The following is a 17,544-nucleotide window of genomic DNA, read 5'->3' on the forward strand; positions in this document are numbered from 1 at the left end:
AGTCTAAAATTAGAGTAAAAATCTGAGGAGAAATATTCCCCTCAGATTTACTATAAGCTCAATGTTTATGAATTGCTACTTTATGAATTACACTGGTTCATTAGTCAAGAGCCCATGGTCTATGGACTATAAACCATCAACTCAACGATTTACTTCTTCACCGTATCCGCTTCTCTAAGCTGCTTTTCTTGGCGTTTTACTGATTCCTCATGGATACAATAAAGTAACTCGCGCATGAATTTTTCACTTAGATTTTTCTTAACCCCTTTTTCGGTACGTCCTTCCATTACTTCTTTCCAGCGATTGGATTGAAATACGGATAGGTGATGCTCTCTTTTGTGAGCACCTATCTGGTCGATCACTGCAAATCTTTCCTGAAGTATATCCAATAACTGATCATCAAGATGATCCACAGCTCTTCTCAAGTCATTCAATTTTTCGCTTGGCTGCTCAGATTCCAGAGGTTTTTTGAAATCTATAGCTGAAAGAATTTCTTTTAAACGAGCTGGAGTTACTTGCTGCTTAGCATCAGACCAGGCTTTATCTGGATCATGGTGAGTTTCGATCATTAAACCATCCAAACCGAAGTTCATCGCTTTCTGAGAGATTTCAAGGATTCCATCTCTTTTTCCTACGATATGAGAAGGGTCATTGATAACTTCCATGCCAGTCCAAACACGCTTCAAGTGCATAGGCATAGACCAGTTTGGTTTGTTTCTATATCTCTTGTCGTATGCGTCTGAGAAGCCTCTGTGAATTGCCGCCAATTTAGTAAGTCCAACTGCGTGGAATCTCTCCAGTGCACCCATCCACAGATCAAGATCAGGGTTCATTGGGTTTTTTACCATCACAGGAATATCAGAACCAGCTAATGCGTCAGCAATTTCCTGTACTGCGAAAGGATTCACGGTAGTTCTAGCACCTACCCAAACGACATCCACGTTGTTTCTAAGGGCGATTTCAGCGTGAGCTGCATTTCCTACTTCCACAGTGATCGGGATATTCAGGTGGTGACGAACGATCTCCATCCACTTTAGGCCTTCTTCGCCGATGCCTTCGAAACTTCCTGGTCTAGTTCTTGGCTTCCAGATTCCGGCACGGAACATAGATGGGATGACATTGTTTTCCTTCATCTCGATACAAATCTGTTCGATTTGTTCAGGAGTCTCTGCAGAGCAAGGTCCTGCGATGATGGTTGGTCCTGTGAGTCCTAGACCCCAGTCTTTGATTTGCTTGTGTTCTTTCATACTACTGAGCTTTAAATGAAAAAAGCCCGACTCTTGCGAATCGGGCTTTATGTGTTATATTTTCTTTTTAGTTTAGGCTAGGCAATACACAACTCCGATTCGATTTTGTCTTCGAAAGTAAAAGTAAAAGAAGCTAAAATATGTCGCTGCTGTGTTTATCATGTGTCAAATGTAAAGTGGTGATTTTTAAAATCAAAATTAATTTTTCGCTAACTACTTTAAACAATCTTCAAAGAATCAGGCTATTCCTTGCATTTTTCAAAATCAAGCCAAAAAACCAGGGGCTTTCAGAATTATATTCTGATTTTTTGTAAAAAAGGTTTAAATAATGCATTTAAATATTTTTTGAAATAAGTTTAAAAATGTTAGGAGCAGATAAAGGGAAAGGATGTTGGTTTTGAAAGTTCGAAAATCTAAATGAATTGCTACAACTGGTTTTTGTGGTATAGGAACCTCTCTAGAATTTTTGATCAGAAAAGAAAGACCTTTGAGCTTTCGACTTTGCTCGAATTGACGCAAATCTTAAGTATTATATCTCCTGTCTTGCGTCTCTTTTTACCCCTCAATTATCATAACAAAAGGAACCCAAAAGCAGTTTTTTTGATATCTTTGCAGCTTTATTTCTGGAATATGCCCGCCAAATCCACTATTTCTTTTGACAACTTAAAAGTTGCCTTTGCTTCGAAAAGTAATTCAGAGCTTAGGAAGATGCACCTGGTGTTCGCCATGTTGAATAACAAGTTTGTGTCTGATTTGGGGATTGCGTTGACCAACATAGGCTTTAAGCTAGGTTTGCCTATCAAAGGAATAATGAAGCAAACCATGTTTGGGCATTTTTGTGGAGGTGAAACAATCACAGAAACCATTGAGGATTGTAAGTCACTTGCCAAATTTGGGGTGGAATCAATCTTGGACTACTCTGTGGAGGGAAAAGGTGACGAGGAGAGCTTTGATAATACCTGTGAGGAAATCCGCCAGACAATGGTGGAGTCAGCCAAAACTGATTATATGCCATTCGGTGTAATTAAAGTGACAGGCTTAGGTGATTATCATATTTTGATCAAAATCCAGGCAGGTGAGGCTCTCAATCCAGAAGAATATCAGGCGTATGAGCGTTGCAAAAGAAGAGTGGATTTGCTATGTAAGACGGCTTATGATTTGGGATTGAAGATTTTGATCGATGCCGAAGAGTCATGGTTTCAGGATGTGGTCGACACGCTGGCCTACGAAGCCATGGAGAAATACAATAAGGAAAAATGTGTGGTTTATAACACATATCAGATGTATCGCCACGATATGCTTGGAAGATTGAAGGAAGCTAAAGTATTGGCAGATGAGCTTGGGTTTCTTTTAGGAGCTAAGTTGGTGCGTGGTGCATATATGGAGAAAGAGGCAGAGCGTGCAGAAGAAATGGGCTATCCAAGTCCGATCCAGCCCAGCAAAGCAGCGACTGATATGGATTACAATTTTGGCGTGGAATTTTGCATAGCGAATGGTGTTTACTTGGTCAGTGGATCGCATAATGAAGCAAGTAATCATCTCGTAGTAGAGTTGATCGAAAAGTATGGAATAGACAAGGAGTCTGACCGTGTCTTCTTCGCTCAGCTCTATGGAATGAGTGATAATATTTCCTTTAATCTAGCGGATGCTGGATATCGGGTTTTGAAATATGTGCCTTATGGACCCGTAGAGAAGGTTATGCCTTACCTGATCCGCCGTGCCTCAGAGAATTCCAGTATTGCAGGGCAAAGCAGCCGGGAGTTTTCTATGATCAAGAAGGAGGTCGAGAGAAGGAAGAAGAGTAAGTGATCAGTTTGCAGCCTCAGTCTACAGTAATTATATAGCAGTAGTAAAAGATATACAGTAACAGGAACATATTTCGAAATTTGGCCAAGCTTGGTGGAATTCTGAAAATTTTAAATTTTAAATTATTAATTCTCAAATTATAGCATGCAACTTTTGAGCGAACAGGAAATAGAAAGACGTAAAGATCGGGAAGAACTGATGAAGCTGGGGATCAATCCCTATCCTGCAGAGGCGTTCCCAATCAATGTCACTGCGGATGATATTCATCGCAACTACGAAAACCGAAAGCTAGACTATAAAAATATAGAGATAGCTGGCCGCCTGATGAGCCGTAGAATCATGGGTTCAGCTTCTTTTGGAGAGATTCAGGATGCTACTGGGCGCTTGCAATTCTATGTGCGTCGCGATGATATCTGCGAAGGCGAAGACAAGACTCTTTACAATACAGTATTCAAAAAGCTATTGGGAATCGGTGATTTTCTTGGCTTGAAAGGCTATATTTTTACTACTCAGACTGGAGAGATTTCTCTCCATGTGACTGAGTTGACCGTACTGTCCAAGTCTGTGAAACCACTTCCTGTGGTGAAAAGAGACGAAGATGGAAATGTCCACGATGGATTTACTGATCCTGAAATGAGATACCGTCAACGCTATGTGGACTTGACGGTAAATCCTGAGGTGAAGAAAACTTTCATTACCCGCTCCAGAATTATCACGCAAATGCGTCGCTATTTTGACGATCATGGATGGTTGGAAGTGGAGACTCCGATCCTACAAGCTGTTCATGGTGGAGCTGCTGCACGTCCGTTCGACACGCATCACAATACCTTGGATATGCCGCTTTTCCTCAGAATCGCAAATGAGCTTTATCTGAAAAGGCTGATCGTAGGCGGATTTGATGGGGTTTATGAGTTTGGGAAAATGTTCCGAAACGAAGGCATGGACCGAACGCATAATCCTGAATTCACCTCCATGGAAATCTATGTAGCCTACAAAGACTACATCTGGATGATGGAAATGGTGGAAGAACTGATCGAGCAGGTAACTCAGGCCATTCATGGTAAAACCAAAATCACTGTTGGTAAAAATGAGATAGAGTTTGCCGGGCCTTACAGAAGACTGACTATGTATGATTCCATCAAGGAATATGCGGGAATCGATGTCAGCAAAATGGACGAGGAAGGCTTGCGCAAAGTTTGTCTGGACATGGGGATTGAAGTAGATGCTACTATGGGCAAAGGCAAGTTGGTAGATGAGATCTTCGGTGAGAAGGTTGAGGCCAATTTGATCCAGCCAACATACATTACTGATTATCCTATTGAGATGACTCCTTTGGCGAAAAAGCATAGAACTGAGCCGGGCTTGGTAGAGCGATTTGAGTTGTTTGTGAATGGTAAAGAAATCGCAAATGCTTACACGGAGCTAAACGATCCGATCGATCAGCGTGAGCGATTTGAAGATCAGTTGAAACTGGCTGAAAGAGGCGATGACGAGGCAATGGCAATGGATGAGGATTTCCTTCGTGCTTTGGAGTACGGCATGCCGCCAACTTCAGGTTTGGGAATCGGAATCGATCGTCTGACGATGTTGTTGACTAATAATACGACGATTCAAGAAGTACTTTTCTTCCCGCAGATGAGACCTGAGAAAAAACAGGTAGAAATGACCGAAGAGGAAAAAGGGATCTTTGAATTGCTGAAAGCAGAATCTCCAGTGGCTATCGCCGACCTAAAAGGAAAAGCCGGGCTAAGCGGAAAGAAATGGGATGTAGCGATGAAAGGCCTGACAGGAAAAGGCGTCGCGAAAGTAACCAAAGAAGGTGACGCTGTGACGGTATCTCTGGTCGACTAACCCTAAAGATTATAAGTATAAAACCGAGCTGAGAGGCTCGGTTTTTTTTTGATTTTAATGTCACCGTGAGTGTCTCAATCACGGTTTCCTTTAAGGTTTTTAACTTCAAGAACCAAAGAGTATAGATCGGATGGACGTGGAATAAATTCGTCTACTTCCTTATTTTCTTTCAGCAATTTATTGGAATGATATTTTCCCTATGAGGGGTAAATAAACGACCCAACCCTCTGATATTATGAAAACATACACCGATTTTCTAAAAATATTTTCGGTTCTGCTGCTCTTAAGTTTGAGTAGCTGCGCGATCAATCCTGTCACTGGAAAAAAGCAGCTGGTATTGATGTCTGAAGCTCAGGAAATTGCCATGGGTCAGCAAGCCGATCCGGAAGTAATTGCTTTTTTTGGGCTATATGAGGACCCTCAGCTCCAAGAGTTTATTACGGAAAAAGGGAATGAAATGGCAGCCATTTCTCATCGTCCAAAATTAGCCTATGAGTTTAAAATCGTTGATTCTCCTGTAATCAATGCCTTTGCAGTACCTGGTGGTTTTGTGTATTTCACCAGAGGGATTATGGCACATTTCAACAACGAAGCGGAGTTTGCAGGAGTCCTAGGCCATGAGATAGGGCACGTGACTGCTAGGCACTCCGTGATACAGCAGCGCAACCAACTTTTAGGTCAGATAGGTTTATTGGCAGGGGTTATATTGGTGCCTGAATTAGGGCGGTTTGTGGATCCTTTATCTCAGGGAATGCAATTGGCTTTGTTAAAGTTTGGTAGAGATGCTGAGCGGCAATCCGATGAGCTAGGTGTGGAATATTCTTCTCAAATCGGGTACGACGCAACAGAGATGGCTGACTTCTTTGAAACTCTGGAAAGACAACAGGCAAATACTGGCGCCAATGAAATTCCACCTTTTCTTTCCACTCACCCATCCCCAGACGAGCGAAATGCAACTGTGGAGGTGCTTGCGCAAAAGTGGCAGGAAAAGTCTAAACTGACGGATTTTGAAGTGGATCGAGACAGTTACCTTAGGAAAATTGATGGGTTGATTGTGGGAGCAGATCCTAAGCAGGGTTTTGTGGAAAATAATGCATTCTATCATCCGGTACTGAAAATCCAGTTTCCTGTCCCAACAGGATGGCAGCATCAGAATACTCCACAACAATTTCAAATGGCAGCAGCAGAAGGTGATGCAGTGATGATTCTCACCTTAGCCTCTGGAGCTAATTTGGAGGAAGCTGCCAATGCAGTTTTGGAGAATTACGGATTGACACTGGTAGAATCTAAAAATGAGACCATCAACGGAATGCCGGCAATACTAATGGTTGCCGATAATGTGCAAGAGCAAGCTAGTACCATCCGGGTTCTTTCTTCATTGATTCAGTTTGAAGGAAATATCTACAGCCTGATGGGAGTGACCGATGTGGCTAATTTTAATTCTTATCAAGCCCTATTTTCAAGAACCATCAGAGACTTTAAGGAATTGCGAGATTCGGAAAAGTTGAATCGTAAACCTGACGTTTTAAAGATCAAAACCATTCCAAATTCCATGTCTTTGGAAGCTGCATTTAGATATTACGGAATGCCAGCAGAGCGATTTGAAGAATTGTCTTTGTTGAACGGAATGCTTTTGTCAGATCAAGTGGATAAAGGTATGCTGATCAAAGTAGTCGGAAAATAAACGCTGTTTTACACCCTGATAAACAAGAAAGCCGAGCAATCAGTAGCTCGGCTTTCTTATGCTTGGATAGTTATTTCTCTTAAAGTCCTGTTCCAGTTCCACTTTTAGCTCGCTCCGCATAGCCAAATACTTTTTGTAGTAAAACTGTACTTCTGGCAGCCACATTTTCCCTGATTTTCAATTCTTCTTTAGCGATTTCATAAAAGAGTCCATCTATCGCTTTTTGTGTAACATACTTCGATAGGTCGGCCTCGATTGGAGTCATGAGAGGGATTTTATTGTATCGGGTGATTACATCACTCCAGTATTTTGTCGCTCCTACTTTAGTGAGGCTACTTTCAATAATTGGTTTGAATTTCCCTTCCAATGAATTTGTGGTTTTGTTCTCAAAGTATTTCGTCGCGGCATTATCAGCTCCAAGTAGGATGTTTTTCACATCTGCGATACTCATATCTTTGATTGCAGCTACGAAAATCGGCTTAGCCTCTATAGCTGCATCCTCAGCAGCACGATTTACGCTGGTGATTACCTGATCGCAAAGGCTTCCTAATCCTAAAGATCGAAGGGTGTTTTCTACTTTTTTGGCTTCTTCCGGAAAGGCAATTTTGATAGCCAAATTCCCTAAGTAGCCATCTTCCTTTGATAGACGCTCGGAGGCATAGCTGGTTCCATATTCTAAGGCCTCTTTCAGTCCTGAATTGATTTCAGATTCTGTAGGAGTTCCGAGGTCTAAAGCTTTGCTTAACTGGCTTAGCGTATCGCAGCTTCCAAGAAAGAGCGCACTGGCCAGAGTGAAAGTGAAGGAAAGTTTTTTGAATGTTGTATTTTCTAATTTCATTGAAATTGGCTTAGTTGAATCTATTTCTATTCAACAATGATACCCCAATTAAATTCCAGGTTAATTGTTGTAGGAATAAATCTTAAATTAAAAGCACATACTTTCAACTTTATTTTTCATTTTTCTCAATCAGTAGCTTTAATTTTTTGTAAAATGGCAACAATTCATTAAAATAGATAACAAAATGTTAATTAAATGAACCTTAGACTTAATTCAGAATTCGGGACGCTCAAAGCTGTCTTGATGCATAGACCTGGGAAGGAAATCGATCGACTAACTCCCTACAATAAGGAGTTTTTGCTCTTTGATGATGTGCCTTATTTGGAAGCTTTGCAGAAAGAACACGATACTTTTTCAAATCTAGTGAAGGCTTCTACTGGTGCGATGGTTTATCAGCTTAGAGAACTCTTGATCCGCGTGCTTTACGACCAGCAGATTCTACTAAAGTTGATGCAAAATGCACTTCAACGTTCAGGATTATCTCATTTAGCAGAGTCAATTCTCGAGCGATATTCTACTGCCGAATGTGCGGGGATTCTTACAGGTGGTTTGAAGATTCATGAGTTGAAGCGTAAAATCCCAAAACTGAATTCTGGGGAATTGATGGATTATGCTTTTGCAATAGCCCCTTGTCCGAATTTGTATTTCCAGCGTGATCCTATGGCTGTGACTCCCGGAGGAATTATTTTTTCAAGTATGAAAATGGAAGGAAGACAACGAGAGGCGGATTTGTTACGGACAATTTTTGAGAATCACCCTGACTTCAAGGACAATATCAATAAGCTTTATCCTGCTGAGGGAATGCATAGCCCTCCGAGTATTGAAGGTGGTGACGTTATTATTCTTTCGCAAAAAGCGGTTGCCATTGGGAATTCTGAGCGAACAGAAGAGAAAGCGATTTATCATGCAGCAAAAGCCTTGCTCGGTGAAGGTACTGTGGAGCGGGTTTATGAAGTTCACCTTCCCCAAAAGCGTCAGTATATGCACTTGGATACGGTGTTTACCATATTGGATGAAAACCTTGCCCTGACTTATCCTGACGCATTGAATTCAGTGTTGCAGACTTCGCTTTATACGTTGAAAGAGATCAGAGATGATAAGGTGGTTATCAAACGAGAGGTTCTGAAAGAATCCTTGCTTACGATCTTGGAGCGGGAAATCCCTCACCTGGAGATTCTCCATACCGCAGACGGAAATCCTGATTACGCCATGCGTGAGCAGTGGTTTGATGGGGCAAATGTCTTTGCTATTGGCCCACGCCGAGTGATTTCATACAATAGAAACATTCACACCAACCGCGCACTTCGGGAGAAAGGAGTAGAGGTTTTGGAGATTCCTTCTTCTGAGCTTTCCAGAGGTCTGGGAGGACCAAGATGCATGACTATGCCGCTTAGCAGATCGAGAGTTTGATAAAAGGCTGAAATTAGAAATATGAAAGCTGAATTTTTTTTCCAGACTACAAAATTTAGCTTAATGAAATGATTTACCTGTCAAAAAACGATCGTCGTCTAGAAACTTTCAAATCCTGAAGGATGGTTGACTTCACTCGTATATCAATGTTGTAAGAAGTAAATGCCCCAAAAGGAACCCAGTTCACATTCATCTGCCAGCAATGCAGATCCCTTGCAATACCGACCATTGTCTGAGTCAGTTTTTTTGTTTGGGCATCATAGCCTGTGTTGAAGTTTACCGCCCACTTCTCAGAAAGTTTGAAATCACCTCTTACGCTGACTGTTTGAGTGATTCTTTTGGTTCCTGAGACTTGATTGCTATAGGATAGCACATAGCCAAACGACATATTCCATGGAATATTCCAATCAATGTATTGACTAGGGTCAGTCGAAATTCTATTGATTTCACTTTCTACAAACTCATTCATCACGCCGCCTTGCTGCATAAATTCATTGGTGAGTTCATCTCTTACTTCACCTGGGTTTTGTGCACTACTTGGGTTGATCGAGGCATTCATATTTAGCGAAGCATTTCGTATGGTGCCTAATCCTTGTCCATTTTTCCAGGCAAATTGATTGACTGACCTTGTGATTTCAGCACCGTTTGAATTAATAAATGTTCCAGTAGCATAAGGATCAAGCGTCGAACTCATGTTTACAGAGAGCTTTCTGTCGAAAAAGCTGGTTCGGGCGCTGATTCGAATAGGAGCAAGCTTAAAGGAATCTGCTGCAAAATTATAGCTGGAGTTCAGATCGATATTTTCGAGTAAAGGTATTTTCTTAGTAGCATTCTCCTGAGTTGAATCTTTTTTATCGATAACCTTTGCTTCCAATACACTGCGGATACTAAATGCCATGGCTCTGCTTTCTCCCATTGGAGCACCACTATAGGAGAATCCTTGATATCTATCAAACAAACGTGTGTCCCCTTCATTGTTAACTCGCACCTCTTGGAAATACCCTAATGAAGGGTCTGAGAAATCGGGAGAAAAATTAACACTCAAGGAAGGTTGAATATGCTGGCGTATGGTCTGGATTTTTCCTCTTTTGAAGTTGAAAAAGCCATAGATGTTGGTGTTTAAACTGAATGAGCTAGAATAAAAAGTAACCCGATTAAAGCCATCTTCAATGATTTTATCTACTCTCTCTTCAGATGGATTATAGAAATAATTAATCCTTTTGAGGTACCATAGCTCAGTTAGGTTGGCAGATGCTGTACCTGTGAAATATTTAAAAAGTCTAAAATTTGAGCTTATAGGAATTCTGTTTCTAGCTCCATTTTTTGCATTTTGAAGTAGATAGCCAAAATTTGCTGGGGTAAAATCTACCAAGTCAGGAGTATCAGTGTTTTCCACTAAGTCTGGATCTACTCCGAATTCCTGAGTCACTTTGTTAGTAATGGAGTTTTGGAGGTCAAAGTTGTATGCAATATTTAAAGTCTTGAGAGGCTCGAATTTCATGTTCTTGAACGGGCTTTGCCTATTCATACTTAAGTTCATATTAGGTAGACTCAGTTGAACTTCTCCCGTCTGCACACTTTGAGAATGTCTCATGCTGGCACCGAAGGAAAAAGGAGTTCCAGTGAAGGTTTTACTATACTGAATATTCGAAGATAAATCTGAAGTTACGTTGTTGGTGAAGTTGTTAGGGTTGACGATGTTGTTGAAGTAACTCGTGGAACCTGCATTTACCGAAGCTGAGAATCTACTGTTTCCTCTTGATTCAGGGTTATGAGACCATTGGATTCGGAATGTATTATAGTCGACTGGATTCAGTTCAGTTTCCGGAGACCTAAACTTTTGAAAGTCAATATTAAAAGACCCTGCAAACCTGTAGCGCTTTTTATAAATAGATTGTGATTTCAGTCCCCAGCCTCCATTCGAATAGATGTCACCAGTTATTCTAGCGTGAATGTAATCATTGATGGCAAAATAATAACCTAAGTCACGGAGGTAAAGTCCTCTTTTTTGCTCTTGTCCATAGCTTGGAAAAATCAAGCCTGAAGCTTTCTCCTCTGGAGTATTTGGTATTATCCCAAAAGGCAGCCCGAGTGGTGTGGGGATACCATTAAAAAAGAGATTGAAAGGTCCTGCAACTACTTGACCTCCTTCAATAGATTTAATTTTGTTTGCAGCTACATGATAATGAGGGGTAGTGAGTGTACAGGTCGTATAATAACCATTTGCTAAGTAAATACTACCGTCTTCTGTTTTCTTGATCGTTTCACCACGTAGAATTCCATCTTGCTGCTCGGTGACGACATCTTTTATAATAGCTTTTTGAGTTTTGAAATTATACTTCATCTCCTTCCTGATCTCATAGGAGGAATTTCCGTCTTTGAAAAATGGATTTCCTTTCACATTTCCCAAACTATCCGTGACGCCGGAAGCGTAGAGCTCTGAGTTTTTCCAGTCAATAATAATCAAGTCAGCTTCCAAACGCATCGTACCATATTCGAACCATGCTTGGTTATAAAGATATATTTTGTTTTCTGTGAAATCTGACACGATACTATCTTCTCCGTAATATGTAATATCTGTTGAGATATCACTCCTGGGCATAATTTTTGTCGAATCAGTAAGAGCGAGCGTATCAGCAGTATTGGGCAAAGTATCCATAGCCATCAATTCTCGCGAAAGTGGCATTAGCGAATCTGGAGCCGCTAGTGGTTTTTCTTCAAGCTTGCGAACTGGGTCTTGCGCAGTCGCTAGTAGCGGAACAATCAATAGCCCAAAAAAGCAAAATAAAAAGAGCCTGAATCCCTGCACTGTTGCTTACGCTTTATTTAATTTGAGTGAAATTTCGTGTAAAGTTAATTTTATTGCCCTCATGGAACGGTCCAAAAACAAAAAAATTCTTCTTAGTCTGATTTTATGCATTCCCTTTGTATTTGGCGGCTTTATCACCAATGAATCCATGGTACCATCTTTTAAGATGACAAAGATCGTCTTGGATGCTGGCCACGGAGGCAAAGATCCTGGTAATCTGGGTTCTAGGTCAAAGGAGAAAGACATTAATCTTGCAGTTACACTTTTGGTCGGAAAATACATCAAGGAAAACCTGCCTGATGTAGAAGTTATTTACACTCGGGACGATGATAGTTTTCCTTCTCTTAAGGACCGGCCAATGATCGCCAATAATAACAAAGCACATCTCTTTGTGTCCATTCACTCCAATTCAGCTGCTAATAAATCAGCGTTTGGAACAGAGACTTTCGTGATGGGTACCAAGCACTTTGATGCAAACTTTGATATCGTAAAACGAGAAAACTCGGTGATCCTATTGGAAGATAACTACGAGGAAAACTACGAAGGGTTTGATCCATCTTCGCCGGAGTCTTACATGATGTTCAATTTGATGTCAAAGGTTCACTTTGAGAATTCTGTGACCTTGGCCGATAATGTTGAGACTCAATTTAGAGATCGAGTTGGGCGCAAAAGCAGAGGCGTCAAGCAAGGTCCTTTTTATGTGCTCTGGACGCCTTCAATGCCATCTGTTTTGGTGGAATTGGGCTTTTTGTCCAATAGCAATGAGGAGCGATTCCTGATGAGCCAAGAAGGCAAGGAATACATGGCATCAGCGATATACAGATCGATCAGAGATTATAAGGAGTCAATTGAAAAAAATTGATTTTCAAAAGATTTAACATTTGCTAAGCCCTTTTTCGATCGAAGAAGGGCTTTTTGATTTGAAATTAAAACTGCATTGTCCCTATAGGTCTAGATTGCATGGTCCCTAAATAAATATTTAGTATTACTTTTTTAGATTACAGTTTTAAGGATGAATACTGAGACTGGGACTTTGACCACTACAACTGTTAGCTTTTTCTTTTTTAACTTCGGGACTTAACTAATTGCAGTAAGCACTGGTTATGACATCTAAACCCAAATTTGACTAATGACGACTACTACCGGAAATTCCAATTCACCTATGGATAGTTTACTCCAGGATTTACAGGCAAAATATGAACAGGTAAAACTAGGTGGAGGAGCCAAAAGAATAGAAAAAGAACATGCTAAAGGGAAGCTCACAGCCCGTGAGAGAATTGATTACTTGCGGGATCAGGACACCGATTTTTTAGAAGTTGGGGCTTTTGTGGCTGATGGAATGTATCAAGAAGAGGGGGGATGTCCATCTGGTGGAGTGGTTACCGGAATAGGATATGTAAGTGGGAGAATGTGCATGATCGTAGCCAATGATGCTACAGTGAAGGCTGGAGCTTGGTTTCCGATGACAGCTAAGAAAAACCTTAGAGCTCAGGAAATCGCCATGGAAAATCAGATCCCTGTGATTTATCTGGTGGACAGCGCTGGAGTTTTTCTCCCTATGCAAAATGAGATTTTTCCAGACAAAGAGCATTTTGGCCGTCAATTCCGCAACAATGCAAAAATGTCTGCAATGGGTATTATCCAAGTTGCAGCAATCATGGGCAGCTGTGTGGCCGGTGGGGCATACTTACCTATCATGTCTGACGAAGCTATGATTGTTGATAAAACGGGATCTATATTTTTGGCAGGCTCATATCTCGTAAAATCAGCTATCGGTGAGACAATAGACAATGAGACATTAGGTGGAGCCACAACGCATTGTGAAATATCAGGTGTGACCGATAATAAATACGAAACAGATCAGGATTGCCTGGATGCGATCAGAAAGATTTTTGACAAAATAGGTCATAATCCTACTGCAGGTTTTGATCGAGCAGAATCGCAAAAAGCCGGTTTGGAAGGCGAAGAACTTCTTAAATCTTTTCCAATTGAGCGAGTAAAGCCCTACGATATGCTTCAAATCGTGAAAGGCCTTGTGGACGGTGGTGACTTTGATGAATACAAAGAAGACTATGGCAAAACATTGATTTGTGGAACTGCCAGAATCGATGGTTGGGCTGTGGGAATAGTAGCCAATCAGCGGAAGATCGTGAAGACCGCCAAAGGCGAAATGCAGATGGGTGGCGTAATTTATTCTGACTCAGCAGATAAAGCTGCTCGATTTATTATGAACTGCAACCAGCGGAAAATCCCACTGGTATTTCTTCAGGATGTGAGCGGATTTATGGTAGGGAGCAAAGCGGAACACGGTGGGATCATCAAGGACGGAGCGAAAATGGTGAATGCCATGGCAAACTCGGTGGTACCAAAATTCACATTCATTCTTGGAAACAGCTACGGTGCCGGCAATTACGCCATGTGCGGCAAGGCTTATGATCCCCGCTTGATATACTCTTGGCCTACAGCTCAGATGGCTGTAATGTCAGGTGCGGCAGCCGCAAACACCTTGCTTCAGATCAAAGTTGCAGGCTTGAAGAAAAAAGGGTTGGAGATAACTTCAGAAGATGAAAAACAATTGCTGGATGAAATTACTTCAAAGTACAACGAGGAACTAAGTCCTTACTATGCTGCATCTAGACTTTGGGTAGATGGGGTGATAGATCCTCGCGAGACTAGAAAAGTAATCAGCATGGGGATAGCCGCAGCCAATCATGCGCCGATTACCGAAAGATTTAACGTTGGAGTAATCCAGACTTAAGACGATTTTTAGTATCTTATTTTACAGTTTAATGCCATTAACCGTAGCCTTTTGACTATGAGTGATTTGACACCCGGAGAATTAAATGCTTTGGTTTCCTTGTTGGACGATTCCGATCGGGAAGTGAGAATGCATGTGAGGGATCGGATTATTTCCTTGGGAAATGATATCATTCCTTTTTTGGAGAAAAAATGGGAAAATAGCTTCAATCCGGATATTCAGAAGGAAATAGAAGAATTGGTTCACGACCTTCAATTCTCGCTGTTGAAAACTCGACTGATAGATTGGAGAGATACTGATGATAGAGACTTGCTCACCGGACTTTGGATTATCAATACCTATCAATATCCTGATCTGGAATATTCCAAACTGAATGCAGAGATGCATCAGATTTACTTTGATGTGTGGACGGCTTTCAAAAATGATTTGACTCCTTACGAACAAGTGCGCGCTATCAATAATGTGCTGTTCAATACGCTTCGATTCTCAGCAAATACCAAGAATTTTCATTCCCCAGCGAATAGTATGCTTTCTTCGGTTTTGGATTCGAAACGTGGGAATCCCTTGACCCTCTGCTCGATTTATTTGCTTGTCGCAAAGAAACTAGGGCTGCCGATTTACGGAGTGAACCTTCCTAATCTTTTTGTTCTCACCTATAAATCTTCCGATGTCACTTTTTACATTAATGCATTCAACAAAGGCTTGATATTTAGTAGGAAGGATATTTTTAATTACTTGGAGCAATTGAAGATTGACCCAAAAGACGATTACTTCGAGCCTTGTGCACATCTGCAGATTATGCTCAGGATGTTTAGAAACCTAGAGAACTCATTTGAGAAGCTCGGAGAAGCGGATAAAGTAGGGGAAATAAAGGAATTAATTGCTTTGCTGAACGATCAATAGGTCCGGACATTACAGCCAACAGCTCTTACTTGGCTTGGAGTGGGAGCTTCACCCTTTAGAATAGAATCCAATGCTTTATCTAAATACTTAGACGACACAGCACTTTCAGCCTGTGGATTATTATCGAGTGCTCCTCTATAACTTACCTCTGCTCCGGAGGTGAGCAAAATAACTTCAGGGATTTTGGTGATTTTAAAGAATTTGGTTAGCTCCTGATTTTCATCAACCAAGTATGACATGTTCATGTCTGATTGGTCTATGTAGCTTCTCAGGGCGGTTTGGTCTTCAGGCTTTTGACTGACTTCAGGATTTACCAGCATAAAAGTAAATCCCTGATTTTGGTATTTGCTTCGCAAAGCAATCAGGCGCTTTTCATACATCTTGGCAAAAGGGCAACCTAAACTATGGAAAACCAGAATCAATCCTTTGCCTTTTACCTGCGAGGCTACATTAACCTGTTTGCCAGTTACTGCATCTGTGAGGATGATCGTTTCTAGACTTTGGGCGGAAAGCCCGAAAGCTAGAGAAAAGAGAATAAGGATGGTTAAGCTAAGCTTTTGCATTTACCAAATAGTGTAAGTAAGTACTACGTCTGACATCACGCGAACTTGTACTGTGTAATGATGGTCTGTAAAATCCGTACCTCGGATCTTGCCTTTAATTATTCCAGTCTTTGAATCAAAAGGTTCTAATAGGATATTTTCCCGAAAAGAAACACCTCTTTTACCCTGACATTTAAAGATAGACTCTTTAGCCGACCATGCCATGGTATAATGTAAAGGATCCTTTTCTAAGAAGTCTAATTCAGATTCGTCCAAAAAGCGGAATCCTATTCTCAGGATTTTTTCGCGTATCAAATCCATATCAATTCCTACAGGATTATCTCGGTGATAAATGGCACCTGCATAACCTATAGTATGAGAAAGTGAAATAAATCCATGACCATTCATCGCTTGGGATTTGCCATGCTCATCTTTGAAAAAACCAGGATATGGCACATGAAGCACATCTAAAGCATCTCGGATGGCGATTCGTGCTGTGGCCCATTCTCGTTTTTTCTCCTGATGGGAAATGTTAGCGTAACCGAGTTTCTCTCTAAAGCTGAGAAAATCCAACTCATTTTCATCCTGAGTTTCGATAATCTTGATGGCCAAAGCCGAGGAGGAATCTATTTTTTCTATTTTTGTTTGCATACACAAGCAGGGCAACCAAAGTCTCAGTCTAATATATGTCAAAAATAGAAGTTAATAAATTACAAACACTAACAGGGCACAATGACTGCATCTATGCACTGGTGGAAGGTTGTGATCCTAGATTTTTTTATACTGGTTCTGGAGATGGGATGGTTGTGGAATGGGATCAGGACACTCCGAAAGATGGTAAGTTGATCGCTAGACTTCCGCACTCAGTTTATGCCCTAGCCGTTGACTATTCAAGAAACTTGCTGTTCATTGGTCATAATTTCGAAGGAATTCATGTCATAGATCTGAATGAAAGCAAGGAGATTTGGTCCCTGAAATTAACAGATCAGGCGATTTTTGACATTAAGGTATTTGGAGACGAGGCCTACATAGGCACTGGAGATGGAGTACTTATTGTAGTTGATGTCAATTCCAAAACAGTAAAAAAACACATAAAACTAGGTGAAAAAAGTATTCGTGTAATGTCTTTGGCCAAAGACAAGCGAGAGTTGGCAGTAGGTCTGAGCGATCACACAGTTAAAATTTTAGACCTTTCAGATAATTTCAAACCACTTACAAATCTGACCGGGCATACCAATTCGGTATTTGCGCTTTCGTACTCACCGGACGAGTCAGTTTTGGCCAGTGCAGGGAGAGATGCACACCTGAAATTCTGGGAAACGGATACCTATTCCCTTCAGGAAAACATTGTGGCACATATGTATGCCATTAATTATTTATATTTCAAGGAGGACGGAAACTTGCTAGTCACCTGCTCCATGGACAAGTCTATCAAGGTTTGGGATGCAAGGCGCCGAAAACTCCTCAAAGTCATCGACAAAGCAAGGAATGCAGGTCATGGCACTTCAATAAATAAGGTGATTTGGAGTAGCTATCAAGGCAATGTAATTTCCGTGTCAGATGACCGTACAATTTCTATTTGGCAAATTGAAGCAACTTAACCCATGAAATCGAGCAAAACTCCAAGTCTCAAAACCTGTAGATTATAGACATGGTAGATTCCACAGCCTGCCCCGCGTTTTCGGGGCGGACTTTA

General features: G+C 41.1%; 13 protein-coding genes. 8 read left to right on the forward strand and 5 right to left on the reverse strand.

The genetic code is table 11. The features are described 5' to 3' along the window. Window positions 1-149: 149 nt before the first annotated feature. Window positions 150-1,247, reverse strand: a complete 1,098-nt coding sequence (locus ACPUEN_RS19375) for a chorismate mutase (protein ID WP_111612747.1) — start codon at window positions 1,245-1,247, stop codon at window positions 150-152. Between the two features lie 630 nt (window positions 1,248-1,877). Between ACPUEN_RS19375 and ACPUEN_RS19380 the strand changes: the two genes are divergently transcribed. From ACPUEN_RS19380 to ACPUEN_RS19390, 3 genes are all read left to right on the forward strand, one after another. Continuing rightward, on the forward strand, window positions 1,878-3,056 hold the full coding sequence (locus ACPUEN_RS19380; protein ID WP_425637584.1) for a proline dehydrogenase family protein: 1,179 nt from the start codon (window positions 1,878-1,880) through the stop codon (window positions 3,054-3,056). A gap of 141 nt (window positions 3,057-3,197) precedes the next feature. Then, window positions 3,198-4,904, forward strand: a complete 1,707-nt coding sequence (gene lysS, locus ACPUEN_RS19385; RefSeq protein WP_111612745.1) for a lysine--tRNA ligase — start codon at window positions 3,198-3,200, stop codon at window positions 4,902-4,904. 235 nt (window positions 4,905-5,139) lie between these two features. Next, window positions 5,140-6,588 carry a M48 family metalloprotease gene (locus ACPUEN_RS19390; RefSeq protein WP_425637585.1) on the forward strand — a complete coding sequence of 483 codons (1,449 nt, stop codon included), beginning with the start codon at window positions 5,140-5,142 and terminating at the stop codon, window positions 6,586-6,588. A gap of 79 nt (window positions 6,589-6,667) precedes the next feature. On the opposite strand, the gene ACPUEN_RS19395 is transcribed toward ACPUEN_RS19390, so the two are convergent. Further along, window positions 6,668-7,426, reverse strand: a complete 759-nt coding sequence (locus ACPUEN_RS19395; RefSeq protein ID WP_425637586.1) for a DUF4197 domain-containing protein — start codon at window positions 7,424-7,426, stop codon at window positions 6,668-6,670. Window positions 7,427-7,621: 195 nt separating this feature from the next. On the opposite strand from ACPUEN_RS19395, the gene ACPUEN_RS19400 reads away from it, so the two are divergent. Further along, window positions 7,622-8,836 carry an arginine deiminase family protein gene (locus tag ACPUEN_RS19400; protein WP_425637587.1) on the forward strand — a complete coding sequence of 405 codons (1,215 nt, stop codon included), beginning with the start codon at window positions 7,622-7,624 and terminating at the stop codon, window positions 8,834-8,836. Between the two features lie 73 nt (window positions 8,837-8,909). On the opposite strand, the gene ACPUEN_RS19405 is transcribed toward ACPUEN_RS19400, so the two are convergent. After that, complete coding sequence (locus ACPUEN_RS19405; RefSeq protein WP_425637588.1) at window positions 8,910-11,645, reverse strand: putative LPS assembly protein LptD; 2,736 nt, start codon at window positions 11,643-11,645, stop codon at window positions 8,910-8,912. 61 nt (window positions 11,646-11,706) lie between these two features. On the opposite strand from ACPUEN_RS19405, the gene ACPUEN_RS19410 reads away from it, so the two are divergent. The 3 genes from ACPUEN_RS19410 to ACPUEN_RS19420 all read left to right on the forward strand — a co-directional run bounded on the left by ACPUEN_RS19410 (window position 11,707) and on the right by ACPUEN_RS19420 (window position 15,306). Further along, entirely contained in the window at window positions 11,707-12,507 is an 801-nt protein-coding gene (locus tag ACPUEN_RS19410; RefSeq protein WP_425637589.1) for an N-acetylmuramoyl-L-alanine amidase family protein, read from the forward strand. A 300-nt stretch (window positions 12,508-12,807) separates the two neighbouring features. Then, on the forward strand, window positions 12,808-14,403 hold the full coding sequence (locus tag ACPUEN_RS19415; RefSeq protein WP_425640209.1) for an acyl-CoA carboxylase subunit beta: 1,596 nt from the start codon (window positions 12,808-12,810) through the stop codon (window positions 14,401-14,403). A 57-nt stretch (window positions 14,404-14,460) separates the two neighbouring features. Beyond that, window positions 14,461-15,306 (forward strand): transglutaminase-like domain-containing protein, encoded by an 846-nt coding sequence (locus ACPUEN_RS19420; RefSeq protein ID WP_425637590.1) that lies wholly within the window; start codon window positions 14,461-14,463, stop codon window positions 15,304-15,306. On the opposite strand, the gene ACPUEN_RS19425 is transcribed toward ACPUEN_RS19420, so the two are convergent. Together ACPUEN_RS19425 and ACPUEN_RS19430 are read right to left on the reverse strand one after the other, a co-directional pair. Beyond that, entirely contained in the window at window positions 15,300-15,869 is a 570-nt protein-coding gene (locus tag ACPUEN_RS19425) for a redoxin domain-containing protein (protein WP_425637591.1), read from the reverse strand. The genes ACPUEN_RS19420 and ACPUEN_RS19425 overlap by 7 nt on opposite strands. Then, a complete protein-coding gene (locus ACPUEN_RS19430) occupies window positions 15,870-16,499 on the reverse strand; it encodes a 4'-phosphopantetheinyl transferase family protein (RefSeq protein ID WP_425637592.1) in 630 nt (209 codons plus the stop codon). 35 nt (window positions 16,500-16,534) lie between these two features. Here ACPUEN_RS19430 and ACPUEN_RS19435 point away from each other — a divergent pair, with 35 nt between their 5' ends. Continuing rightward, window positions 16,535-17,449 carry a WD40 repeat domain-containing protein gene (locus ACPUEN_RS19435; RefSeq protein WP_425637593.1) on the forward strand — a complete coding sequence of 305 codons (915 nt, stop codon included), beginning with the start codon at window positions 16,535-16,537 and terminating at the stop codon, window positions 17,447-17,449. Window positions 17,450-17,544: the final 95 nt, after the last annotated feature.

The organism is Algoriphagus yeomjeoni, from assembly GCF_049821175.1.
Classification (GTDB): domain Bacteria; phylum Bacteroidota; class Bacteroidia; order Cytophagales; family Cyclobacteriaceae; genus Algoriphagus; species Algoriphagus yeomjeoni_A.